Annotated in this window: 18 protein-coding genes; 5 read left to right on the plus strand and 13 right to left on the minus strand. The window is 61.0% G+C overall.

Translation table 11 applies throughout. The annotated features are described in order from the left end of the window. Nucleotides 1-216 precede the first annotated feature (216 nt). From KGD89_RS24665 to gshA, 3 genes are all read left to right on the plus strand, one after another. Nucleotides 217-2,538 (plus strand): Tex family protein, encoded by a 2,322-nt coding sequence (locus tag KGD89_RS24665; protein ID WP_025262399.1) that lies wholly within the window; start codon nucleotides 217-219, stop codon nucleotides 2,536-2,538. Next, complete coding sequence (locus KGD89_RS24670) at nucleotides 2,538-2,921, plus strand: PaaI family thioesterase (RefSeq protein WP_025262400.1); 384 nt, start codon at nucleotides 2,538-2,540, stop codon at nucleotides 2,919-2,921. Before KGD89_RS24665 ends, KGD89_RS24670 begins: the two co-directional genes overlap by 1 nt. Before the next feature lie 234 nt (nucleotides 2,922-3,155). Further along, a complete protein-coding gene (gshA, locus tag KGD89_RS24675) occupies nucleotides 3,156-4,745 on the plus strand; it encodes a glutamate--cysteine ligase (RefSeq protein WP_025262401.1) in 1,590 nt (529 codons plus the stop codon). Between the two features lie 123 nt (nucleotides 4,746-4,868). On the opposite strand, the gene KGD89_RS24680 is transcribed toward gshA, so the two are convergent. From KGD89_RS24680 to KGD89_RS24740, 13 genes are all read right to left on the minus strand, one after another. Beyond that, nucleotides 4,869-6,035 carry an AAA family ATPase gene (locus KGD89_RS24680; RefSeq protein WP_025262402.1) on the minus strand — a complete coding sequence of 389 codons (1,167 nt, stop codon included), beginning with the start codon at nucleotides 6,033-6,035 and terminating at the stop codon, nucleotides 4,869-4,871. Nucleotides 6,036-6,155: 120 nt separating this feature from the next. Next, complete coding sequence (locus KGD89_RS24685; protein ID WP_025262403.1) at nucleotides 6,156-7,613, minus strand: NAD-dependent succinate-semialdehyde dehydrogenase; 1,458 nt, start codon at nucleotides 7,611-7,613, stop codon at nucleotides 6,156-6,158. A gap of 114 nt (nucleotides 7,614-7,727) precedes the next feature. Continuing rightward, the gene (gene argE, locus KGD89_RS24690) at nucleotides 7,728-8,885 is read right to left on the minus strand and encodes an acetylornithine deacetylase (protein ID WP_025262404.1); all 1,158 of its coding nucleotides are present in this window, start codon (nucleotides 8,883-8,885) and stop codon (nucleotides 7,728-7,730) included. Beyond that, complete coding sequence (locus KGD89_RS24695) at nucleotides 8,882-10,036, minus strand: NAD(P)/FAD-dependent oxidoreductase (RefSeq protein WP_025262405.1); 1,155 nt, start codon at nucleotides 10,034-10,036, stop codon at nucleotides 8,882-8,884. The genes argE and KGD89_RS24695 overlap by 4 nt, the downstream gene beginning before the upstream one ends. Next, entirely contained in the window at nucleotides 10,033-11,439 is a 1,407-nt protein-coding gene (locus KGD89_RS24700) for an FAD/NAD(P)-dependent oxidoreductase (protein WP_025262406.1), read from the minus strand. Before KGD89_RS24700 ends, KGD89_RS24695 begins: the two co-directional genes overlap by 4 nt. Beyond that, nucleotides 11,421-11,729, minus strand: a complete 309-nt coding sequence (locus tag KGD89_RS24705; protein ID WP_025262407.1) for a (2Fe-2S)-binding protein — start codon at nucleotides 11,727-11,729, stop codon at nucleotides 11,421-11,423. The genes KGD89_RS24700 and KGD89_RS24705 overlap by 19 nt, the downstream gene beginning before the upstream one ends. Beyond that, nucleotides 11,726-13,567 carry an ABC transporter ATP-binding protein gene (locus KGD89_RS24710; protein WP_025262408.1) on the minus strand — a complete coding sequence of 614 codons (1,842 nt, stop codon included), beginning with the start codon at nucleotides 13,565-13,567 and terminating at the stop codon, nucleotides 11,726-11,728. Before KGD89_RS24710 ends, KGD89_RS24705 begins: the two co-directional genes overlap by 4 nt. A 1-nt stretch (nucleotide 13,568) precedes the next feature. Then, a complete protein-coding gene (locus KGD89_RS24715) occupies nucleotides 13,569-14,444 on the minus strand; it encodes an ABC transporter permease (protein ID WP_025262409.1) in 876 nt (291 codons plus the stop codon). Then, on the minus strand, nucleotides 14,441-15,397 hold the full coding sequence (locus tag KGD89_RS24720; protein ID WP_025262410.1) for an ABC transporter permease: 957 nt from the start codon (nucleotides 15,395-15,397) through the stop codon (nucleotides 14,441-14,443). The genes KGD89_RS24715 and KGD89_RS24720 overlap by 4 nt, the downstream gene beginning before the upstream one ends. A gap of 32 nt (nucleotides 15,398-15,429) precedes the next feature. Continuing rightward, on the minus strand, nucleotides 15,430-17,067 hold the full coding sequence (locus tag KGD89_RS24725; protein ID WP_025262411.1) for an ABC transporter substrate-binding protein: 1,638 nt from the start codon (nucleotides 17,065-17,067) through the stop codon (nucleotides 15,430-15,432). 93 nt (nucleotides 17,068-17,160) lie between these two features. Continuing rightward, nucleotides 17,161-18,435, minus strand: a complete 1,275-nt coding sequence (locus tag KGD89_RS24730; protein WP_025262412.1) for an NAD(P)/FAD-dependent oxidoreductase — start codon at nucleotides 18,433-18,435, stop codon at nucleotides 17,161-17,163. Between the two features lie 47 nt (nucleotides 18,436-18,482). Beyond that, nucleotides 18,483-19,151 (minus strand): haloacid dehalogenase type II, encoded by a 669-nt coding sequence (locus tag KGD89_RS24735; protein WP_025262413.1) that lies wholly within the window; start codon nucleotides 19,149-19,151, stop codon nucleotides 18,483-18,485. Between the two features lie 414 nt (nucleotides 19,152-19,565). Continuing rightward, the gene (locus tag KGD89_RS24740; protein ID WP_025262414.1) at nucleotides 19,566-21,035 is read right to left on the minus strand and encodes an aldehyde dehydrogenase family protein; all 1,470 of its coding nucleotides are present in this window, start codon (nucleotides 21,033-21,035) and stop codon (nucleotides 19,566-19,568) included. Between the two features lie 217 nt (nucleotides 21,036-21,252). Between KGD89_RS24740 and KGD89_RS24745 the strand changes: the two genes are divergently transcribed. Together KGD89_RS24745 and KGD89_RS24750 are read left to right on the plus strand one after the other, a co-directional pair. Beyond that, nucleotides 21,253-22,110: a GNAT family N-acetyltransferase gene (locus tag KGD89_RS24745; RefSeq protein ID WP_025262415.1), complete on the plus strand. Its 858-nt coding sequence runs from the start codon at nucleotides 21,253-21,255 to the stop codon at nucleotides 22,108-22,110. 21 nt (nucleotides 22,111-22,131) lie between these two features. Beyond that, on the plus strand, nucleotides 22,132-22,845 hold the full coding sequence (locus KGD89_RS24750; RefSeq protein WP_025262416.1) for a cupin domain-containing protein: 714 nt from the start codon (nucleotides 22,132-22,134) through the stop codon (nucleotides 22,843-22,845). The last annotated feature ends 109 nt before the right edge of the window (nucleotides 22,846-22,954 follow it).

A 22,954-nucleotide genomic window follows, 5' to 3' on the forward strand; every position in this document is an offset into this window, starting at 1 on the left:
CTACATAAATGAGTGCTTCTACATGAGCAAAACCGCTCGCATTATCCGGCCAATCCCATAATTGGACCTGGGCGGGTATACTGCGCGGCCCTCAAAGTCGGGCAGTGCCCGACTATGGCGGTTCGCCGGTATTGTGACAAGACTGGCGAGCGACGGGCAGGCAAGACAGTTTTTTGTACAGAATCCAGTTTTTTGCTCACAACTCCAGGTGGTCTTATGGACAGCATCAACAGCCGCATCGCCGAAGAACTGGGCGTGCGCCCTCAACAGGTCGCAGCGGCCGTAGCACTATTGGATGAAGGCTCGACCGTGCCTTTCATTTCACGCTACCGCAAGGAAGTGACCGGTAGCCTTGATGACACGCAACTGCGCCATCTGGAAGAGCGCCTGCGTTACCTGCGCGAGCTCAACGAGCGTCGCGTCAGCATCCTGGCCAGCATCGAAGAGCAAGGCAAGCTGACCCCGGAACTGGCCCGCGACATCAACCTTGCCGACACCAAGACCCGCCTCGAAGACTTGTACCTGCCCTATAAGCAGAAGCGCCGCACCAAAGGCCAGATCGCACTTGAAGCGGGCCTGGGCGAGCTGGCGGACGGTCTGTTCAACGATCCGTCCCTGACTCCGGAAACCGAAGCCGCACGCTTTGTCGACGCCGAAAAAGGCGTGGCCGACGTGAAGGCTGCGCTGGAAGGCGCCAAGTACATCCTCATGGAGCGCTTCGCCGAAGACGCCACCCTGCTGGACAAACTGCGCAGCTTCCTGATGCAGGAAGCCGTGATCAGCGCCCGCGTAGTGCCTGGCAAGGAAGAGGAAGGCGCCAAGTTCCGCGACTACTTCGAGCACGACGAACCGCTCAAGAGCATGCCGTCGCACCGCGCCCTGGCGATTTTCCGTGGCCGTAACGAAGGCTTCCTCAGCTCGGCGCTGAAAGTCGGCGAAGAACTGCCGGGCACCCTGCACCCGTGCGAGCTGATGATCGGCGAGCGCTTCGGCCTGCAGAACCAGAACCGCCCGGCCGACAAGTGGCTGGCCGAAGTCGTGCGCTGGACCTGGAAGGTCAAGCTCTACAGCCATCTGGAAACCGACCTGCTGGGCGAACTGCGCGACAAGGCGGAAACCGAAGCGATCAACGTATTCGCCCACAACCTGCACGATCTGCTGCTGGCTGCTCCGGCCGGCCCGCGTGCCACGCTGGGCCTTGACCCGGGCCTGCGCACCGGCTGCAAGGTTGCGGTGGTCGATGCCACGGGCAAGCTGCTCGACTACGCCACCGTTTACCCTCACGTGCCTAAAAACCAGTGGGATCAGACCATCGCCGTACTGGCCGCACTCTGCGCCAAGCACTCGGTAGACCTGATCGCCATCGGCAACGGCACCGCCAGCCGCGAAACCGACAAGCTGGCCGCTGAACTGATCAAAAAATATCCAGCACTGAAAATGACCAAGGTCATGGTGTCCGAGGCCGGCGCTTCGGTGTACTCGGCTTCCGAGCTGGCCGCCAAGGAGTTCCCGGACCTGGACGTGTCGATCCGTGGTGCCGTCTCCATTGCCCGTCGCCTGCAGGACCCGCTGGCCGAACTGGTGAAGATCGATCCGAAGTCCATCGGCGTCGGCCAGTACCAGCACGACGTCTCGCAACTGAAACTGGCCCGTGGCCTGGATGCAGTGGTCGAAGACTGCGTGAACGCCGTCGGCGTCGACGTGAACACGGCTTCGGTGGCCTTGCTGGCGCGTATTTCCGGCCTGAACACCACGCTGGCGCAGAACATCGTTGCCCACCGCGATGCGAACGGTGCTTTCAAGACCCGTGCCGCGCTGAAAAAAGTCAGCCGTCTGGGTGAAAAGACCTACGAACAGGCTGCCGGCTTCCTGCGCGTCATGAATGGCGAAAACCCGCTGGATTCGTCTGCCGTTCACCCGGAAGCCTACCCGCTGGTACAACGCATTGCGGCTGAAACCGACCGTGACATTCGTTCGCTGATCGGCGATGCCAGCTTCCTCAAGCGTCTGGACCCGAAGAAGTTCACCGACGAAACCTTCGGTCTGCCAACGGTCACCGACATTCTGCAAGAGCTGGAAAAGCCGGGCCGCGACCCGCGTCCGGAGTTCAAGACCGCCGAGTTCCAGGATGGCGTCGAGGACCTCAAGGACCTGCAACTGGGCATGATCCTCGAAGGCGTGGTCACCAACGTCACCAACTTCGGTGCCTTCGTCGATATCGGCGTGCATCAGGACGGTCTGGTGCATATCTCGGCGCTGTCCGAGAAGTTCATCAAGGACCCGCGTGAAGCGGTGAAGGCTGGCGACGTGGTGAAGGTCAAGGTCATGGAAGTCGACATCCCGCGCAAGCGCGTAGGCCTGTCGATGCGCATGAGCGACACTCCTGGCGAGAAGATCGACGGTGCCCGTGGCCCGCGTCCGGGTTCCGCCCCGCGCCAGCAAGGCAGCGCACCACGCAAGGAAACCACCACCGCGGCTCCGGCCAATAACGCCATGGCTTCGCTGTTCGCCAATGCCAAACAGTTGAAGAAGCGTTGATGGATATTCCAGAAGACCTGACCCACAGCGCCTACTTCAAGATGCTCGGCTGCGAGCTGCGGCGTCTTGATGAAGGCGTTGCCGAAGTCGCGCTGCCTCTGGAGGCGCATCTGCGCAACCGTGGCAACGTGATGCACGGCGGGGCGATCTTCAGTCTGGTGGATATCAGCATGGGGCTGGCCTGTTCCAGTTCCCATGGCTTCGACCAGCGCAGCGTCACCATCGAATGCAAGATCAACTATGTACGCGGCGTGTCCGAAGGCGAGGTTTTATGCACCGCCAAGGTACTTCACGCCGGACGCCGCACACTGGTCGTCGAAGCCGAAGTGGTCCAGGACGATAAACTGGTCGCCAAGGCGCAAGGCACCTTCGCTGTCATCTAAAATTTACGAAAGTGTGATGGAAGCAATCACTTGCTAGCTCTATAGAACCGATTTGGGGTAATTTCGGCACCATTAGCGTGGTGTCGGACCCATTTTGGTCCTACGACAAAGAGCCGTGATCGTGAGCAGGCGTTAAAGACCCGACCAGGCGACAACGCCAGTTCCTTTCTTCACCCTTGTAGACCGTTCTGTCCACCCCCATATTGGGGCGACCGATGCGTGAAGGAATCCACCTTGAGCGAATTTCTCAACCGCCGCCTGGCTCTTCTTGGCGAGCGTAACAACCTCTCTCTGCTGGAGCAGTGCCTGCACGGTATCGAGCGAGAATGCCTGCGCGTTACCGACCAGGCACGTCTGGCACAGACGCCTCACCCGCAATCCCTGGGTGCAGCACTGACCAATGGACTGATCACCACCGATTATTCCGAATCGCTGCTGGAGTTCATCACGCCGGCCCTGACGGACCCCGCACAGACCCTCGACAGCCTCGACCGGATTCATCGCTTCGCCTACAGCAAGCTGAACGACGAATACCTCTGGAGCCCTTCGATGCCGTGCCCGCTGCCGGCCGAAGAAGATATTCCGATTGCCTATTACGGCACCTCGAACATCGGCAAGCTCAAGTACGTGTACCGCAAGGGTCTGGCGCTGCGTTATGGCAAGACCATGCAGTGCATTGCCGGGATTCATTACAACTTCTCGCTGCCGGAAGACGTCTGGTCGCTGCTCAAGCAGACCGAAGACTTCGACGGCGACGCCCGGGATTACCAGTCGCATTCCTACATTGCGCTGATCCGGAACTTCCGTCGCTACAGCTGGCTGCTAATGTACCTGTTCGGCGCTTCGCCGGCACTGGACGCCGGTTTCCTGCGGGGCCGCGCTCACCAGCTGGAGCATTTCGACGCCGATACGCTGTATCTGCCTTATGCCACCAGCCTGCGCATGAGCGACCTGGGTTATCAGAGCAAGGCACAAGCCGACCTGACGCCGTGTTACAACGATCTGGTGAGCTACACCGACAGCCTGCGCAAAGCGGTGGCAACGCCTTACGCGCCGTATGTGGAAACCGGCACCCACGACAGCAATGGCGAGTGGATACAGCTCAACACCAACGTGTTGCAGATCGAAAACGAGTACTACTCCAACATTCGTCCAAAGCGCGTGACCTATTCGGGCGAACGCCCCATCCAGGCGCTGGTGGCTCGTGGTGTGCAGTACGTTGAAGTGCGTTGCCTGGACATCAACCCGTTCCTGCCAACCGGCATCAATCTGGAACAGGCTCGCTTCATCGACGCCTTCATCCTGTTCTGCGCCCTTGAAGAAAGCCCACAGTTGGCAAGCCACGAATGCTCCGACGCAGGCTCCAACTTCCTGTCGGTGGTCAAGGAAGGCCGCCGTCCAGGCCTGACATTGCAGCGCAATCATTCGACTATCGAACTGAAAGCCTGGGCCACCGAACTTCTGGAGAAGATCACGCCCTTGGCACAGTTGCTGGACAAGGCCCAGAGCAGCGACGAGCACATCAAATCGATTGCAGCCCAACAGGCCAAGGTCGATGACTCGTCACTGACGCCGTCGGCACAAGTGCTGGCCAGCATGCGGGCAAATGAAGAAGGCTTCACCGCCTTCTCGTTCCGCCAGAGCCAGAAACATGCCGAATACTTCCGCAGCCACCCGCTGGGCGCAGAAGATCAGGCACAGTTCGAAGCCCTGGCCAAAACCTCCATTGCGGAACAGGCAGAACTGGAAGAAACCGAAGAAGTCGTGGATTTCGACATCTTCGTGGGTGCGTATCAGGCGAGCATTCTGTCGATCAGCAACTGATCAGTAGGAATCGGGCGGCGCTCCGCTCATTCGCGAAAACGGTATTTCAAACGATGTTTATCTGTCGGTTGTGATAATGCTTTCGCGGATGAATCCGCTCCCACTTTGCGTGTGTGCCTGTTTTCAATCATGCCAATGCCAGGCAGGTGCATCCAAAGGCCTCTGGCCTTGTACTTCTGTCTGGCCAAGGGTCTTTTGCAGGACGATTTTCTGGCAGTCTTCATGGCGGCTCAGCTCCCTGATCAGGATGCTTGAGTGGGACACCACCCAGACCTGACAGCGCTGTGAAACCCGGATGATCAGCCGCGCCAGTGCCGGCAACAGGTCGACATGCAGGCTGGTTTCCGGTTCGTTCAAGACCATCATCGACGGTGGTCGCGGCGTCAGCAGTGCGGCCATGAGCAGCAGATAACGCAGTGTTCCGTCCGAAAGCTCGGCCGCCGTCAGGGGGCGAAGCAGCCCGTGCTGATGAAAGAGCAGGCTGAACAACCCTCCGGGCGTTGCATCGATTTCCAGCCGGGTGCCGGGAAACGCATCCTCAAGCGCCTGATGCAGATCCTCCACTTCGCCCACTTCAATGATGGTCTGCAAAGCCGCCGCCAGGTTGCGCCCGTCGTGGTTCAGCACCGGCGTGCGAGTGCCCAGTTGCGGCTGGCGAACCGGCGCGTCCCGGTCGATGCGGAAATGGTCGTAGAAACGCCAGCCCGTTATGAGCCCACGTATTTCGGCGATTTCGGCAAAGTTTCTCGGGCTGCCCAGTTGCGCGAACAGGCTGTCGAAGGGTTGCCCATGTTGCTGCAGGATTTCCCAGTCACGGCCCTGACGCGCCCGGATCATCGGCCCCTTGCGATCTACCAGCAAGGAAGCCGGTCGGTATAAAGGCCCGGCCCAGATGCATTCCCGCTTGATCTCCGGGTCCAGCATGAACGCGGTCGGGTAAGGAAGTGGCTCAGGCAATCCCAGGGAAATGGCGAAACCGAAGTCCTCGGTGGCAAACCCCAGGCGCAGCCGTTTCGACTCTCGTCGCACGGACGCCTCCAGCGGCACTTCACCCCGTTTCATGCGCGAGCTTATGACTTCAGGACCGGCCCACCAGGTCGAATCGAGTCCGCCCTCATGGGCCAGGGCTTCCACCACGCCGCCCTGGGCCGTCTCCGCCAAGAGCCGCAAAGCCTTGTAGAGATTGGACTTGCCGCTCCCATTATCGCCCGTCACAAGATTGAGCCGCCCCAAAGGCACAACCAGGCTATTGATCGAGCGGTAATTGGCAACGGCCAGAATTTTCAACATGGGAGTAACGGCGCTCCTGAATCCATGGAGCCGCACTATCGCCCACCGATCAGAAGCACTGCAACCGATGTTCTGAGCTATAGGGGTACTTTGTGAGAGGCGGCTTGCTGGCGATCAGGCCTACAGCCCACCCACATGAAACGCCTTCACTTCCAGATACTCGTCCAGCCCGTAGCTCGAACCTTCGCGGCCCAGGCCTGACTGTTTGATCCCGCCGAAGGGTGCGACTTCCATGGAGATGATCCCGGTATTGAGCCCCACCATACCGAACTCCAGCGCTTCACCGAAACGCCATGAGCGGCGCAGGTCCTGGGTGAAGTAATAAGCGCCCAGCCCGTAAGGCGTTGCGTTGGCCAGGGCCAGAGCTTCGGCTTCGTCACTGAAGCGCATCAGCGGGGCAACCGGGCCGAAGGTTTCTTCGTTGGCAAGCAGCATCCCGGCATGGGTATCACCCAGCACGGTCGGTTGCACGAACGGGTTATCGCCATCCGGAAGACCGCCGTACAGCAGCTTCGCGCCCTGGCTCAAGGCGTCGTCGATGTGTCGGGCGACCTTGTTCACTGCCGCCGTATTGATCAGCGGACCAATGGTGACGCCCTCCTCCAGACCGTTGCCGACCTTGAGTCTGGCGACCTCTTCTACAAGCCGCTGAGCAAAACGATCATAGATGCCGTTTTGCACCAGAATGCGGTTGGCACAGACACAGGTCTGCCCGGCGTTGCGGAATTTGCTGAGCATGATGCCGGCCACGGCCTGTTCCAGGTCGGCATCGTCGAACACGATAAACGGTGCATTACCGCCCAGTTCCAGGCTCAGGCGCTTGATGTGCTCGGCGCTCTGGCGCATCAGCAGACGGCCAACAGCCGTCGAACCGGTAAAGGAAATCTTGCGCACCACCGGGTTGCCGGTCAGCTCTTCACCAATATCGGTAGGCAGGCCGGTAATGACGTTGAACACGCCCGCCGGAATACCTGCGCGCTCGGCCAGCACCGCCAGCGCCAAGGCCGACAGTGGTGTCAGGTCAGACGGTTTGACGATAATCGGGCAACCCGCCGCCAACGCCGGGGCGCATTTGCGGGTGATCATCGCGTTGGGGAAATTCCAGGGTGTGATCGCAGCGCAGACGCCAACGGGTTGCTTGAGGGTCATCAAACGGCGGTCGGCACTGGGCGTCGGGATGGTTTCACCATAAGAGCGGCGCGCCTCTTCGGCGAACCATTTGACGAAGCTGGCCCCGTAACGGATTTCACCACGGGACTCATTGAGCGGCTTGCCCTGCTCAAGGGTCATGATCAGCGCCAGATCTTCAAGATTGTCGAGCATGGCCTGACACCAGCGCTCCAGTAGCAACGCACGCTCGGCGGCGGGACGTGCGCGCCAGGCGGGCCAGGCACGCTCGGCAGCTTCGATGGCACGGCGAGTCTCAGCGCCCGACAGGGCCGGAACCTGCGCCAGACTTTCCCCCGTCGCCGGGTCAGTCACCGTCAGGGTTGCGCCGTCATCGGCGATAATCCACTGCCCATCGACGTAAGCGCGTTCTACCAGCAGGCTGGGGTCTTTCAACTGATTCTTGAGCATGATCGAGTCCTGTTCCGGGATGACTGCCAGTCTAAGCAGCCGCCACAGTCCAGGATGCTGAAAGCGGCGAACCAGCAGCGTCGGATGCTGAAATTCGCCGCCCCACGGCAGCCTCTACTGCCGCAACGAACCCAGCAGGCTCTGCAGGAAGCGCTCGCCTGCGGTCATCTGGCTGACCTCGATAAACTCGTCGGGCTTGTGCGCCTGCTCGATGGAGCCCGGCCCACACACCACCACTGGCACATTGAGACGCCCGGCGAACAGGCCGCCTTCGGTGCCATAGGAAACCTTGATGTGCTGCGTCCCAGGCTCGGCGAAGGCATGCAACAGGCGAACGGCCTCGACGCTGGGGTGTGTTTCCAGCGCAGGGTACTCGTTCATGATTTCAATTTCGATGTCCGCCACGCCAGACAGTTGCCGGGCCTCGCGCACGAGCACTTCGGCACGTTCACGCAATTGCGCAAGCAGCAGATCGGGATCATCCCCCGGCAGATTGCGGTACTCGAACTCCAGGGTGCAGAGGTTCGGCACGATATTCAGCGCCTTGCCACCGTCGATACGACCGATATGCACGGTGCTGTAAGGAATGTCGTAGCCTTCGTCCCGCGCGCCCTGCTGCTCGACCAGTGCCTGGCTCTTGCGCAGCTCGGCAATGAAATCGCTGGCCAGATGAATCGCGTTGACCGCACGAGGCGCCAGGGAGGAATGCGCTTCCTGGCCACGGCAGTAGGTGCGGTAGGAGCTTTTGCCCTTATGGCCGATGGCGAACTGCATCAGGGTCGGCTCACCGACCACGCACAGAAAGGGTCGTAACGGTGCCAGATGCAGCACGTCCAGCAAACGCCGCACGCCGACGCAGCCAATCTCTTCATCGTGGGACAACGCCAGTTGCAGCGGCCGACTGAGGGTCATGTCCGCCGCATCGAGCATGGCGTCGATGGCCAGGGCAATGAAGCCCTTCATGTCGCAGGTGCCACGGCCATAAATGCGCCCGTCGCGTAGCGTCGCTTCAAACGGCGGAACGGTCCAGGCCTGACCGGCAGCGGGCACCACGTCGGTATGACCGGACAGCAAAACACCCGGTTGTTGCCGTGGACCGGTGCTGGCAAACAGGTTGGCCTTCTTGCCGGTTTCGTCCTTGACGATCAGCGACTCGATGCCCTTGGTCGCCAGCAGGTCGCGAACGTATTCGATCAGCGCCATGTTCGACTCTGACGACACCGTATCGAAGGCAATCAGGCGCTTGAGAATTTCCAGTGCACGGGGCGTCATGAGGCTTTACTCGCTTGCTCGTTGGCCATGGCGAAACGACGGATGTCGAAAGGGCTGATGGACGTGGTGGTGCTACCGGTGCTGATCAGCTCGGCCATCACATCCCCAACGCCCGGGCCAAGCTGGAAGCCGTGCCCGCAGAAGCCGAAGGCATAAAACAGGCCGTCCACCGCGCCGCTACGCCCCATGACCGGCAACGAATCCGGCGTATAGCCTTCGATGCCGCTCCACACCCGGATGATGTTCAGGTTACCCACACCGGGCAGCAACCGGCGCATCTGCTGCACCTGATTGATGATGCTGCGCGGCTCGACATAGGCGCGCCGGTTGATCATGTCCGGTTTGCTGCGAAAGCCACCGCCAATGATGATGTTGCCCCGCGGGATCTGCCGGAAATAGATCACTTCGTGGGCAATCTTGGTATAGACGCCGATCACTGTCGGCAGCGCGTAAGGCACAGGTTCGGTCACCGCCATTTGCGGCCCGTGGGTATCCAGCGGAACCGGCTCGCCGAACTGCTCGGACAGTTTCTGGCCCCAGGCGCCTGCAGTGATCAGCAGGTTATCGGCAGTGAAGATCCGGCCATCGGTGGTGGTGACTTCAAATTCGCCACCGACCTTTTGCACGTGGGCGACCTCGGTGCGCTCCTCGATCCGCGCGCCGGCCCGAATAGCGGCACGGGCAAAGGCCGGTGCGGCCAGACGCGGGTTGGCATGCCCATCGTGAGGCGCGTAGGAGCCGCCTTTCACGTCAGGCCCCAGAAACGGGAAACGCTCATGCAGCGCCTTGCCGCTGTAGACCTGCAGATCCAGTTGCCGGGCTTCGGGCGCGGCGGCATAGGCTTCCAGTTCCGGGATTTCATCTTCGCGGTAGCAGACCCGCATGTGCCCTGAAGGAATGAACTCCAGATCGTCGTCAATCAGTTCCGGCAAGCGCTTCCACAAACCCCACGAGCGGTTAGCCAGCTCCAGTTGACCGAGAAAACGGCCCTGACGACGGACGTTGCCAAAGTTAACGCCGCTGGCGTACTGGCCGATCATGTCGCGCTCCAGCAAGGTCACCGACTGGCCACGCTGGCGCAGGAAGAAGGCCGAAGACGACCCCATGATCCCGCCACCAATGATCAGCACATCGACTTTCGGCTGCTTCATGACACCACCTCATCTGTGAGCATGGACAAGGGTTTGACCGGCGCCTGCCCGCGCTGCCGCCCGACCTGTTCGACTGGCACGCCCGCAGCGGCGGCAATCACTTCAGCGCCCGCCTGTGAGCAATAACGTCCCTGACAGCGCCCCATGCCGACCCGGCTGAAAGCCTTGGCGCGGTTGACCTCGCAGGCGCCTTTCTGACGCATGACGCCCCGCAGTTCGCCCGCGCTGATCATTTCGCAGCGGCAGACAATCGCATCGTCAGGCAAGGCCGCGGCCTGGGCAGCGGGCCATGGAAAGGCTTCGGTCAACCCGACACGGAAACGATCCATGACCTCAAGGTCCTTGCGCACCTGGGCCTGACGCCCCGGATCCACCGGTATATCCAGATCCTGCAACACGGCCAGGGCCGCCAGACGTCCAGCCTGCTCGGCAGCGTCGGCACCGCGAATCTTCGCCCCATCGCCAGCGGCGTAGACGCCTTTGACCGAGGTCCGGCCTTCTTCATCGACAGCCAGCAGCCATTGGCCGGAATCCTTATCGAAACGCAACTGGCAACCTGCAAGGTCGGCCAGTTGGGTTTCGGGACGCAGGTGATACCCAAGGGCCAGGGCATCGCAGTCGACCGTCAGGGACGAACCATTGGCCAGACGAACCCGCACGCCGCTGACGCCTTGCTGTTCATCACCCAGAATCTGTTCAGGCTGAACGCCCATGTGTACCGGCACCTTGGCGCTATAAAGCTGAGCCAGCAGTTTCATGCCGTTGAGCAGCAACCCCGGACGCGCCAGCAGTTTGGGCAGTGCGCCGATTCGCTTGCTGAAGGGCGATGTATCGAGCACTGCCGCCACGTCGGCACCTGCCTTCACGTACTGGCTGGCAACCAGATACAGCAACGGGCCGCTGCCCATGAACACGACCTGGCTGCCAATGGATACCGACTGCGCCTTGAGGGCAATCTGCGCGCCGCCCAGGCTGTAAGTCCCCGCCAGTTGCCAGCCCTTGATGGGCATCAACCGGTCAGTGGCGCCGGTACACAGAATCAGCGCATCGAAATCCTGCACGGTATGCAGCCCCTGGCTGACACAGCACAACTGGCCTGGGGTCAGGTTCCAGGCCAAAGTGTCGGGCCGATAGTCGATCTGCGCGCGCAGGCGGTCGAAGCTTTCATGCAGCGCACGAGCCTTGGGCGCTTCAGTGCCATACAGCGCCGAATAGTCACGCTTGAAACCTTCGGGCTGACGTCGGTAGATCTGTCCGCCGTCACGGCGGTTTTCATCGATCAGAATCGGCTTGAGGCCCGCCGCCAGCAGCGTCTCGGCACAACGGGTGCCCGCAGGCCCGGCACCGATGATGACGACCCTGGCAGCCTTGGGGTCTGCAACGCCTAACCGTGAAGTGGCCATGTCGCCTCCGGCTGTGTAGTGACGATATCAAGCCCCTCGCGGACTTCATTGGAGCAGGCGCGCAGACGCTCGCCGCTGCGGGTCCATACCCAGCAATCCTGGCAAGCGCCCATCAGGCAGAAACCGGCACGACGCCCCGGATCGAATTCGGACTGACGCAAGGCTGCGCCCTGGGTCAGCAAGGCGACCATCAGGGTGTCGCCTTGCAAGGCTTCGACGGAAAGACCGTCGACTTTGAGGCTGACAGAGGGCCGATCACGCTCGCCCAACCTTACGAAACGCCCTTTCATGCATAGGCTCCCACGGTCACGTTATTCAGGTTCTCTTGTGCGCCCTGCAGTTCGGCGCTTTCACGATGACAAAGAATTTCGCTGCCCCCACCAATCTGGCGGCGACCCGGCGTGGTCTTGTTGCACAAGCCCTCGATACGGACCGGGCAGCGATTGAGAAAGGTACACAGCTCGGTATCACGGGCAGGGGCGCTGGTCGGCGGCAGCTTGCCGCAATTGGAAGAACAACCTTCCAGCCAGCCCTGACGCAGCTCCGGTACCGAACTCACCAGCAAGTCCGTGTAAGGATGGAAAGGCGCCTTGCTGAAGGATTCGCAACTGCCCTCCTCGACCTTGTGGCCGCTGTACATCACCACAATGTCGTCGCACAGGGCGCGCACGGTGGAGATGTCATGGCTGATGAACAAGTAGGAAACCCCCAACTCGCGCCGCAAGTCGCCCAAGAGTTCAAGAATCGCTGCGCCGACCACGGTATCCAGCGCCGAGGTCACTTCATCGCAGAGGATCAGGTCCGGCTTGGCCGCCAGAGCGCGGGCCAGGTTGATACGCTGTTTCTGGCCACCGGACAGTTCGTTGGGACGGCGCTCGGCCAGCTCACGGGGCAGACGCACCAGATCCATCAGCTCATCGATACGCTGGCGCAAGGCCTGACCCTTGAGGCCGAAGTACATTTTCAAAGGCCGGGCCAGGATGGTGCTGACGCTGTGCATCGGGTTGAGTGCCGTATCGGCATTCTGGAACACCATCTGGATACGGCGGAACTGGTCTGGCGTACGCCCGGCAAGGGTGCCGGACAATTCGGCGCCATCGAACACCAGGCTGCCCCGTGCCGGGTCCAGCAAACCGGCGACCACACGCGCCAGGGTCGACTTGCCCGAACCGGACTCACCGATCACGCCGATGGCCTGGCCACGGCGAATGGTCAGGTCGATGTCTTCGAGCACGCGAATCATCGGCATGCCTTGCAGGTTCTTCTTGCCGTAGCCGGCGGTCATGCCCTTGATGGTCAGCAGCACGCTGTCCTTGGCCACCTCACTGGCCGGGCTCAGGGTTGCGTCGGGGCGGGCTGCCGCCAGCAAACTGCGGGTATACGCTTCTTCCGGGCCTTTGAGCAGCGCAGTGGTGCTGCTTTTCTCGATGATCTGCCCGCCGTTGAGCACCACGATCTGATCAGCCATCTGCGCCACGACCGCCAGGTCATGGGAGACATACACCGCCGTCGCGCCCCGCTCGCGCACCACGCGCTTGAACGCGCGAAGCACGTCGATCTGAGTGGTCACATCCAGCGCCGTAGTGGGCTCGTCGAGGATCACCAGCAAAGGGTCGCTGATCAGCGCCATGGCCGCCATGACCCGCTGCAACTGACCACCCGACACCTGATGCGGATAACGCTGGCCGATCTGCTCAGGGTTGGGCAGTGCCAGATCGCGGAACAACTCGACGGCCTTGGCTTCCAGCACCGCCCGGTTGCCCAGCCCATGAATCAGCGCACCTTCGATCACCTGATCGATCAGCCGCTTGGCCGGATTGAAAGCGGCAGCAGCACTTTGCGCGATGTAGGACACCCGATTCCCACGCAAACCCTGCAATTGGCTTTCCGGCAGGCTGAGCATGTCGTGTTCGCCAATCTGCACCACACCGCTGGCCAAGCGGCAGCCGCGTCGCGCATAGCCCAACAGCGCCAGGGCGATGGTGGTCTTGCCGGAACCGGACTCACCGATCAGCGCCAGCACTTCACCTTTTTCCAGCGCGAAACTCACGCCTTTGACGATCTCGGTTTCGCCACGGTCGCCGCTGGCAACCACTCGCAGGTCTTGCACCCTTATCAATTCACTCATCTCATCGACCTCCCGAGCGGCGACTGCGGCTTGATGACAGCCGGTCGATGAAGAGATTGACCCCGATGGTCAGCGTGCCGATGGCCAGTGCCGGAATCACGATGGCAGGAGCGCCCTGATTGAGCCCGCCGATGTTCTCGCGCACCAGCGACCCCAGGTCCGCATCCGGCGGCTGTACGCCCAGCCCCAGAAAGCTCATGCCACTGAGCAGCAGCACGATGAAACCGAAGCGCAGGCCCAGGTCGGTCATCACCGGGTTGAGCATGTTGGGCAGGATTTCGTGGCAGGCGATGTAGAGGCGGCTTTCTCCACGGGTGCGAGCCACTTGCACGTACTCCAGCGCCTCGATATTCACTGCCAGACTGCGCGCAATGCGAAAGGCGCCGGGCATGAAACTCAGTACCGCTGTGCAGATCAGCAGGGTGATGGACGAACCGAAGGCCGACACCATGATCAGCGCAAGCATCTTGCTGGGGATCGAGATAAAGGCGTCCATGAGACGGCTGATGACTTCGTCCAGCCATTTGGGCGCGACCACTGAAATCAGCGCAAAGAAGGTGCCGATACCGCTGGCAAGTATCGCGGCAACCAAAGCCAGACCGATGGTGAAACGCGCGCCGACCAGCACCCGGCTGAGCATGTCACGGCCCAGATAATCGGTGCCGAACAGGTGCGTGGCGCTGATGGCATCGAACACGTTGTCGGAAACCACTTCGCCCACCGAATACGGCGCCAGCCATGGGCCGAACAACGCGACCAGCAGCCACAGGAAACACATCGCCGCGCCGATCAGGCCCAGCCAGGAAGGCCCGTGGGATATCTTGCCCAGCGCCAGGTCCGGCGCGGCTGGCGTCGACTTCACAATGACATCTCTCATTGGGTTCTCAGCCTCGGATTGGAAAGGATTGCACACAGGTCGGCCAGCAACACCAACCCCAGATAAGCCGAGCAGAACAGCATGGTGCAGGCTTGCACCAGCGCCATGTCCCGGTTGGTCACGGCATCGACCATGAGGCTGGCGATGCCGGGATAGTTAAAGATGGTTTCGACAATCACCACGCCACCCAGCAGGTAGGACAGGCTCAATGCAACGGCATTGGCAATCGGCCCGATGGCGTTGGGCAAGGCATGTTGCAGCACGATCCGCGTCGGGCTCACACCCTTGAGCCGGGCCATCTCGACGTACGGGCTGTCGAGCTGGTCAATGACGGCAGCGCGGGTCATGCGCGCCATCTGGGCGACGATGACGCAGCACAGGGTCATCACCGGCAAGGCATACGTGCGGATGAACTGCAGCGGCGAGCTGACATCGCTGGCATAGGACAACGCCGACAACCAGCCCAGGTTCACGGCAAAGATCAGTACCGCCAGAGTCGCCACCAGAAACTCGGGCACCGCCACCAGCGCCAGGGTGATGAAACTCAGGGCGCTGTCCAGGCGACCGCCACGGCCCATGGCCGAGCCGATGCCCAGCGCCAGGGCAACCGGCACCGACACCAGCGCGGTGGTAGCCGCCAGCATCAGGGTGTTGGGGAAACGCCCGGCGATCAGGTCGGTCACCGGCATGGCGTTGGACACCGACTCACCCATGTTGCCGCCCAGCAGGTTCATCAGCCATTGCAGGTAACGCACCACACCCGGCTGATCCAGACCCAGCTTGATGCGCAGGGCCGCAACCTGTTCAGGGGTCGCGAACTGCCCGAGGGCGGCTTGCGCCGCATCGCCGGGCAACACTGCCGTGATGGCGAACACCACCACGGAAACAATCAACAAGGTCACGATCGCAGCGCCCAGGCGCTGGACGATCAGCCAGAATGTGTTGCTATTCATCTGCCTGCTCCCGCATCAGTCCACAGCCGTTGTTACGCGTCCAGCCACACCTGCTCGCTGAACATGTAACCCATGAAGCCACCCAGCGGGTTGCTGGAGTAACCCTGGATACGCTTGTCCACGCCGTCGATATTGCTGATGAACACCGGGATGCCGATGCCACAGTGCTGGCTGACCAGCGCCTGCATGTCGCCATACATCTTGCCGCGCTTCTCGTCGTCGGTTTCGCCACGGGCCAGCATCAGCAACTGATCGAACTGGTCGTTCTTCCAGGCCGACTCGTTCCACGGCGCGGATGACTGGAAAAACTGCGAGAAGATCACGTCGGCATTCGGGCGCGGGTTGATGTTGCCGAAGCTCAGCGGGTGTTTCATCCAGTGGTTGGACCAGTAGCCATCGCTGGGCAGACGGTTGACGTTGAGAGTCAGCCCGGCCTGTCTGGCCGACTGTTGCAGCAGTACGGCGATATCCACCGAACCGGTTGCAGCCGGCGATGCCGCCACTGGCATGGTGATCTTTTCCAGCCCGGCTTTCTTGAGCAGGAATTTGGCTTTTTCCGGGTCGTACTGACGCTGCGGCAGGTCGGCATTGAAGTAACGCGAACCGGGCGCAATCGGATGATCGTTACCCACCCGTGCGTAACCACGGAAGACCGCCGACTTGACCTGTTCGCGGTCCAGCAGGTACTTCATGGCCTCGGTGAATTCGGGGCTCTTGCCGGGCATCTGGTCCTGGCGAATGATCAGATCGGTGTAGTTGCCCGACGGCGCATCCACGACACGGTGACCGGCACTGGCGGCAATGCGGGTGGTGGAGCGCGGGTTGACCTCGTTGATCATGTGTACGTCGCCGGACAGCAGGGCGTTGACCCGCGATGGCTCGTCGCCGATGGCAATGAACTCGATCTCGTCCAGATACGGCAGGCCGGGTTTCCAGTAGTTCGGGTTGCGGGCGCTGACGGAACGCACGCCCGGCGTGAACTCCTTGACCGTGAACGGGCCGGTGCCGATGCCCTTGCTGAAATCGGTAGTGCCTTCGGGCACGATCAACAGATGCGACACCGCCAGGATCGACGGCAGCTCGGCGTTGGGTGAACTCAGGGTGATCTGGACTTCCAGCGGGCCGGTCGCCTTGATCTCGGAAAACTGCGCCATCAGCGGCATGACTTTCGAGCCAGTCACAGGGTCCTTGTGGCGCGACAGGGAGAACACCACATCGGCGGCGCTCAGCGGCTTGCCGTTGTGGAAGGTGACGTCCTTGCGCAAGGTGATGGTCCACACCGTTGCGTTGCTGTTTTCGATCTTTTCAGCCAGCTCCGGATGCGGTACCAGATGGCTGTCGAAACGGGTCAGGCCGTTGTAGAACATGAAGTGGCGAACATAGTCGGTGGACAGCGCACCCTTGGCCGGGTCGAGGGTATCGGCCGTGGAGCTGGACATGCCTGCCACACGAATGCGTCCGCCCGGCTTGCCTTTCACGGGTGCCGCGTCGTCATCGGCAAACACTTTCCCCGCCGCACCGAACAGGCTGCTGGAACCTGCCGCCATGACACCGGCGACGCCCAGCATGCGCAATGCATCGCGGCGCGACAGACCGCGATTGAGCCCCTCGAAAACCCGCAGGCTGTCCTGGCCGGAAATCAACGGGGAATCATTTTTCTTGTCAGCCATATCAGTTCTACCTGTCGAAAAAGGGAATGTCCGAGTTGCTCACGGTTGACCGGAGCGTCCTTTAAGCACACGCGACGACGGTGAAACAAAAACTCAGTAGCGACTGTCCTGATAGCGGTAATACGCTCCCACCAGCGGCAGGAACCACGGTTTGCCAAAGTGGCCGGGAATCGCTGGCCAGCTCAGGTCGCGCCAGGGGTTGGCCTGTGCCTTGCCTTCCATGACTTGGGCCATGACCTGGCCCATGTGCACCGACATCTGCACGCCATGGCCGCTGTAGCCCATCGAGTAGAAAACCCCGTCATGCTCGCCTGCACGGGGCAGACGGTCGGAGGTCATGTCCACCAGCCCGCCCCAGCAGTAATCGATCTTCACGTGGGCCAGTTGCGGGAACATCTGCACCATGGCCGCCTGCAGCACCTTGCCGCTCTTGGCATCAGAGCTGCTGTTGGACATGGCAAAGCGCGCACGACCGCCAAACAGCAAACGGTTATCAGGCGTAAGACGGAAATAGTTGCCGATCAAACGGCTGGTGACATAGGCACGCTGGTTGGGGAACAGACGATTGATCAGTTCCTGAGGCAGCACTTCGGTGGCGATCACGAAACTGCCCACCGGAACGATCCGGCGCCGATACCAGCCCAGCCCGCCGTGCTGGCAAGCGCCGGTGGCCAGCAACACTTGCCCGGCCTGGATCGAACCCTTGGAGGTGTTGACCACAAAGCCGTTGCCGCTGGCTTTCCAGTCCTTGACCAGAGCGTCCTGATAGACGCGAGCGCCATGGCGCACCGCCGCATCGGCCAGGCCCAGACCAAAACGCCCCACATGAATCTGCACGCCGTTGCGCTGCAACAGGCCGCCGTGAAACTCGTCAGAATCGATCTCGGCGCGCACATCCTGAGCCGAGAGCAACTCGACATCGGCATCCACTTCACGCCGGATCAGCTCGCAGGTGCGGGCAAGCCCTTCGTAATGACCGGGCTTGGCGGCCAGCTTGAGCTTGCCGTTGCGCTTGATGTCACAGGCGATGCTCTCCTGCTCGATCACATCGACAACGCTCTGCACCGCGCTTTCATACGCCTTGTAATACTCGCGGGCCTGCCCGGCACCCAGGCTCTGACTCAACGAGGCATAGTCCTGGGCAACGCCGGTATTGCATTGCCCGCCATTGCGGCCGGACGCTTCGCCGATCACCCGGCCCGCCTCCAGAACCACAACACTGGCGCCTTTCAAGGCCAAGGCACGAGCTGCCGCAAGTCCGGTAAAACCGCCCCCGACAATCACCACATCTGCCTGCCCTTCCACAGTACCTTCGCAGGCACCGGTAAAGGCCGGAGCAGTATCGAGCCAGTAGGACTCACTGTGCATCTCGTTCTCCTTGTCGCTTGATGGAAAGCACCTTGAACATGCCGCTTTTACAGACCGACCAGCCCGGCCAGACCGCCGATGTCGGGGATCTGGTGATACTCATAGAAACTGTTGGCTGGCTGTTCGTGTCCTCGGGCCACAAATGCCTTGTTCCTGATCTTCATGTCATGGGCTGAAAACAGGTCGTAACGGAAACTCGAAGACACATGCAAAATGTCTTCCGGGCCACAGCCGAGGTTGTCGAGCATGAACTCGAACGCTGCCAGACGCGGCTTGTAGACCTGAGCCTGTTCGGCAGTGAACACCTTGTAGAAAGGCGCGCCGAGCTTGTCGACGTTGGACATGATCTGGCTGTCGCTGGCGTTGGAGAAAATCACCAGCGGGATCTTGTCGGCAATTTTCGACAGGCCGGCCGGCACATCGGCATGCGGGCCCCAGGTGGGAACGGCGTCGTAATAAAGCTGGCCTTCGCCACGGTATTCAACGTTCCAGCGCTTGCAGGTACGTGCCAGAGCAACCTTCAGGATTTCGTCATACGGCATCCACTCACCCATGACCTGATCCAGGCGATAGGCCGAAAAGTCTTTCACGAACTGATCCATCTGCTCGACAGGTACACGGTCGGCGAACAGCTCGCGGGTCATGGTGCCCATGTGGAAGTTGGTCAAGGTGCCGTAGCAGTCGAACGTAATGAATTTTGGTCGAAGAAAGCTCATTTTGTGCGGTCCTGAAGTTCGTTGAGGTCATGGCAAGACGCGCAATCAACCCGGTCGAAACGATCGTTGATGCACGCTGAAGCACACCCTCATTACAACACCGTGAAATCAGCATATGGCGTTAAAAGTGCTGGCTGCTTGATAGAAAGCACCGTTTTAAGGTGCGCGCTCAGCAGACTTTGCGGGGCGCTCCAGCCTTGGGCAAACCCCGGTTTCAGGCGCTTTTATGACCCTTTTCGGGGCGCTGTCGCTCAAACACGGGGGTTTGCGCCGCAGAAACTGCGTTTGGGGTTCTTCGCGAATGAATTCGCTCCCACTGGGCCCGCGTCTGCCCTTGTGGGAGCGAATTCATTCGCGAAAAAAAACGGGCGCTTCCTACTAGAGGAAGCGCCCGCCTGACAGACCTTGAAAAGATCAGCCGATATCGATCAGCACACTCTTGAAACGCAGGTTGGCCTCGAACGCCTCCTTGCCCAGATCCTTGCCGATCCCGGAACGCTTGTAGCCTCCGGTGGGCAGAATGTAATCGTTGCTGCGGCCATAACGGTTCACCCACACCGTCCCGGCTTCCAGGCGCCGGATCAGGCGCAGGGCACGGTTCAGGTCCGCCGTATGCAGCCCGGCTGCCAGCCCATAGGTGTCGTGCTCGGCCAGACTCAAGGCCTGCTCTTCGTCATCGAAAGCCTGAATGGTCAGCACCGGCCCGAAGACTTCTTCACAAACGGCCGGGTTCCGGTTGTCCAGCCCTGTCAGCAGAGTGGGCTGGTAATAGGCGCCGCCCAGGCCTTCGAACAATCCGCCACCGGTCAACACCTCGGCACCCGCCTCGCGGGAGCGTTGCACGATGTTGTCGATGCGCATGGCCTGCTGGCGAGAAATGATCGGTGTCAGCGTGCTGTCTGGCGACCAGGTCGGGCCGGGGCGCAGCTCCTTGAAGTACGCCTGCAGATGCTCGACGAAAGGCGCCATGATCGAGCGCTCGATAATAAGTCGCGAACCCGACACACAGACCTGCCCGGCGTTGCCGGTAATGGCCAGTGCAACGGTGCGGGCTGTCTTGGCGATATCCGGAATATCGGCAAACACCAGTTGCGGGCTTTTGCCGCCCAGCTCCAGCGTTACCGGCTTGGGGCCGACCAGCGCGCAGGTGGACATGATGCTCGACCCGGTCGCCGTCGATCCGGTGAAGGTCACTTTCGAGACAAGCGGATGCCGGCACAGGCCATCGCCGGTGGTGCGGCCATCACCCTGCACCACGTTGAAGATGCCCGCAGGAATCCCGGCCTTCACCGCCAGCTCGGCATAACGCAAAGCCGAAAACGGTGTCAGTTCCGAAGGCTTGAGCACCACGGCATTACCTGCCGCCAGCGCGGGCGCGACCTTCCATGAAGCCATGCTCAACGGGAAATTCCACGGCGCGATGGCTGCGATCACACCGTAAGGCTCGGCGATCTGCATGCCCAGTCGATCCGTCTGGGTGGCTGCAACTTCCCCGCCGTGCTTGTCCGCCAGCTCGGCGAAGAAACGAATGCCTTCGGCCACATAAGGAATGTCCCAGGCCAACACATCCTTGTGCGGACGTGTAGAACCCACCGCTTCCAGAGGCCCCAACACCGCGCCATCGGCTTCGATCAGGTCGGCCCAGCGACGCATGACCCGGGCACGTTCGCGAGGCGGACGACTGGCCCAGTCGCTGCGCTTGAACGCCTGCCAGGCATTGCTCACGGCTTCGTCCACCAGCGCGGCATCGGCAATCGGCAGCTCTGCATAGACCTGACCATCGGAGGGACGGGACACCGCCATACCCGATTGCGCATCGCGGTATTGGCCGGCAATGAAATGAGCGCTGCGCACAGCAATAACACGAGGATCGAAGCTATCCATGAAGGACTCCAGCCAATGACAAGCGAGGTGTCCATGCTAGAAAAAAACCGCAAGCATTTGCTGCCGACCTTTTACCCCGTTTAAGAAGTAACTGCGGTCTGGAGCGCTCGCGATTATTGAATCTGCCGAATGCTTGCAACCCTCTTGTCACCCTTGCCCACAGGTGGGATACAGCAAGCCTGCCGCAGACTTTTATAGCTTTTCACGGAGATACCTCATGCTCGCTCAACAACGCATCGACTATGAATATCGCCCCATGACCGCCGACGATGTCGGTCATGCCCACACCCTGTCCCTTGACCTGAAGTGGCCGCACCGGCTGGAAGACTGGGCCATGCTGCAACGTGTCGCCCAGGGCTTTGTGGCGATCCATAACGGCAGGCTGATCGGCAGCGCCTTTGCCTGCCATCAGGGCGACTTTTCAACCATCGGGCTGGTGATTGTCAGCGACGACTATCAAGGCAAAGGCATCGGCCGCAAGCTGATGGAAATGGCCGTGGGCAGCGTCGCGCCACGTACCGCCGTCCTTAATGCCACGCTGGCAGGCGCGCCGCTGTACGCCAAGATGGGCTTCGTCGCTTTTGGCGAGATCGAGCAGCGTCAGGGCCAGGCGCAAGTGCCGTCCGCTACAGCATTGAAAGCAGGCGAACACTGCCGCCCATTGACCGATACAGACCACCCGCGCGTGCTGGAACTGGCCAATGCCGGCAGCGGGCTGGATCGCACCGTCACCCTGGGCGATGTGCTCAACAATGTCGAACATGCCGTGGGTATCGAGCGTGACGGCCAGCTCAAGGCTTTCGCCATCATGCGACCTTTTGGTCGTGGCCTGTGCATCGGCCCGCTGGTTGCCGAAGACGTCGAGCAGGCCAAACACATGATCGAGCAACTGCTTGCCAAGGTGCCTTATGCCTTTGTACGCATCGATATCCCGGTGGACAGCGGCCTGCCGCAATGGCTGGAAGAAGCCGGCCTCAAGCGCGTGGACAGCGTGACCTGCATGAGCATGGGTCCCGTACCGCAGCCGTCCCGAGGCGTTCGTCAATTTGCCCTTATCACTCAGGCCATCGGCTAGATTTCTGGAGATTCAGCGCACATGTCACACCCAACCGCCTTGTTGCTGGCCCATGCCGATAACACCCCTGTCGACACCGAATTCACCTCCGGCCCGTTGAGCCCAAACGACCCGTTCGCCATCCAGCGCCGCATCGCCTTCATCGATGACCAGGGCATTGCTGCCGGCCTGGTAAACCTCGGCGAATCGTTAAGCGTGGAGCATTACCCCTACACCGAAATGCTGGTGGTACACCGTGGCGCAATCACTTTGCGCTCGGGGCAAACCAGCATCACCGTCAGCCCTGGAGAAAGCGCCGTGATCGGGCGCGGTACCGACCTGCACATTGAGGCACAACCACACAGCATCTGGGCCTTTTGCGCCGCAACCCAGGCGAGCGGCCCGGACAAGCCCGGCATCACCCTGATCGAGCGGTACGCCCCGCTCACGCCGTCATCGCCACCGGAAGCCGGCATCCTGATCGGCACAGCCCCGCAATGTCGCAGCAACAACATCTTTGAAGATACCGCCAGTACCTTGCGCATCGGCGTCTGGGACTCGACCCCTTACGAACGCTTCGCACGCCCGCACAAGATCCACGAACTGATGCACCTGATCGAAGGCAGCGTGGACCTGCAACTGGACAACGGCCCGACCCTGAGCGTAAAGCCGGGCGATACCGTATTCGTCGCCCAGGGCGCGCCGTGCAAATGGACGAGTACTGTGTATGTACGCAAGTTTTATGCAGTGACCTGACATTGAAAACAGGCGCTCTTCACTTTCTTGAAGGGCGCTGCAACACTTCTGAAACAAAAAGACTTATTACTTTATTTCTTCAGAAAATTATTTTATCGGCTACCGCTTT

The sequence above is a fragment of the Pseudomonas cichorii genome, from assembly GCF_018343775.1.
In the GTDB taxonomy this organism is placed as follows: domain Bacteria; phylum Pseudomonadota; class Gammaproteobacteria; order Pseudomonadales; family Pseudomonadaceae; genus Aquipseudomonas; species Aquipseudomonas cichorii.

What these genes read in the sequence shown, in the direction of transcription:
- KGD89_RS24680 (WP_025262402.1), bottom strand. Translation starts at nt 6,035, where the DNA reads ATGTTGAAAATTCTGGCCGTTGCCAATTACCGCTCGATCAATAGCCTG.
- KGD89_RS24705 (WP_025262407.1), bottom strand. Translation starts at nt 11,729, where the DNA reads ATGAAAGGGCGTTTCGTAAGGTTGGGCGAGCGTGATCGGCCCTCTGTC.
- KGD89_RS24730 (WP_025262412.1), bottom strand. Translation starts at nt 18,435, where the DNA reads ATGCACAGTGAGTCCTACTGGCTCGATACTGCTCCGGCCTTTACCGGT.
- KGD89_RS24695 (WP_025262405.1), bottom strand. Translation starts at nt 10,036, where the DNA reads ATGAAGCAGCCGAAAGTCGATGTGCTGATCATTGGTGGCGGGATCATG.
- KGD89_RS24685 (WP_025262403.1), bottom strand. Translation starts at nt 7,613, where the DNA reads ATGCTCAAGAATCAGTTGAAAGACCCCAGCCTGCTGGTAGAACGCGCT.
- KGD89_RS24700 (WP_025262406.1), bottom strand. Translation starts at nt 11,439, where the DNA reads ATGGCCACTTCACGGTTAGGCGTTGCAGACCCCAAGGCTGCCAGGGTC.
- KGD89_RS24725 (WP_025262411.1), bottom strand. Translation starts at nt 17,067, where the DNA reads ATGGCTGACAAGAAAAATGATTCCCCGTTGATTTCCGGCCAGGACAGC.
- KGD89_RS24665 (WP_025262399.1), top strand. Translation starts at nt 217, where the DNA reads ATGGACAGCATCAACAGCCGCATCGCCGAAGAACTGGGCGTGCGCCCT.
- KGD89_RS24670 (WP_025262400.1), top strand. Translation starts at nt 2,538, where the DNA reads ATGGATATTCCAGAAGACCTGACCCACAGCGCCTACTTCAAGATGCTC.
- KGD89_RS24735 (WP_025262413.1), bottom strand. Translation starts at nt 19,151, where the DNA reads ATGAGCTTTCTTCGACCAAAATTCATTACGTTCGACTGCTACGGCACC.
- KGD89_RS24745 (WP_025262415.1), top strand. Translation starts at nt 21,253, where the DNA reads ATGCTCGCTCAACAACGCATCGACTATGAATATCGCCCCATGACCGCC.
- KGD89_RS24710 (WP_025262408.1), bottom strand. Translation starts at nt 13,567, where the DNA reads ATGAGTGAATTGATAAGGGTGCAAGACCTGCGAGTGGTTGCCAGCGGC.
- KGD89_RS24750 (WP_025262416.1), top strand. Translation starts at nt 22,132, where the DNA reads ATGTCACACCCAACCGCCTTGTTGCTGGCCCATGCCGATAACACCCCT.
- argE (WP_025262404.1), bottom strand. Translation starts at nt 8,885, where the DNA reads ATGACGCCCCGTGCACTGGAAATTCTCAAGCGCCTGATTGCCTTCGAT.
- KGD89_RS24720 (WP_025262410.1), bottom strand. Translation starts at nt 15,397, where the DNA reads ATGAATAGCAACACATTCTGGCTGATCGTCCAGCGCCTGGGCGCTGCG.
- KGD89_RS24715 (WP_025262409.1), bottom strand. Translation starts at nt 14,444, where the DNA reads ATGAGAGATGTCATTGTGAAGTCGACGCCAGCCGCGCCGGACCTGGCG.
- KGD89_RS24740 (WP_025262414.1), bottom strand. Translation starts at nt 21,035, where the DNA reads ATGGATAGCTTCGATCCTCGTGTTATTGCTGTGCGCAGCGCTCATTTC.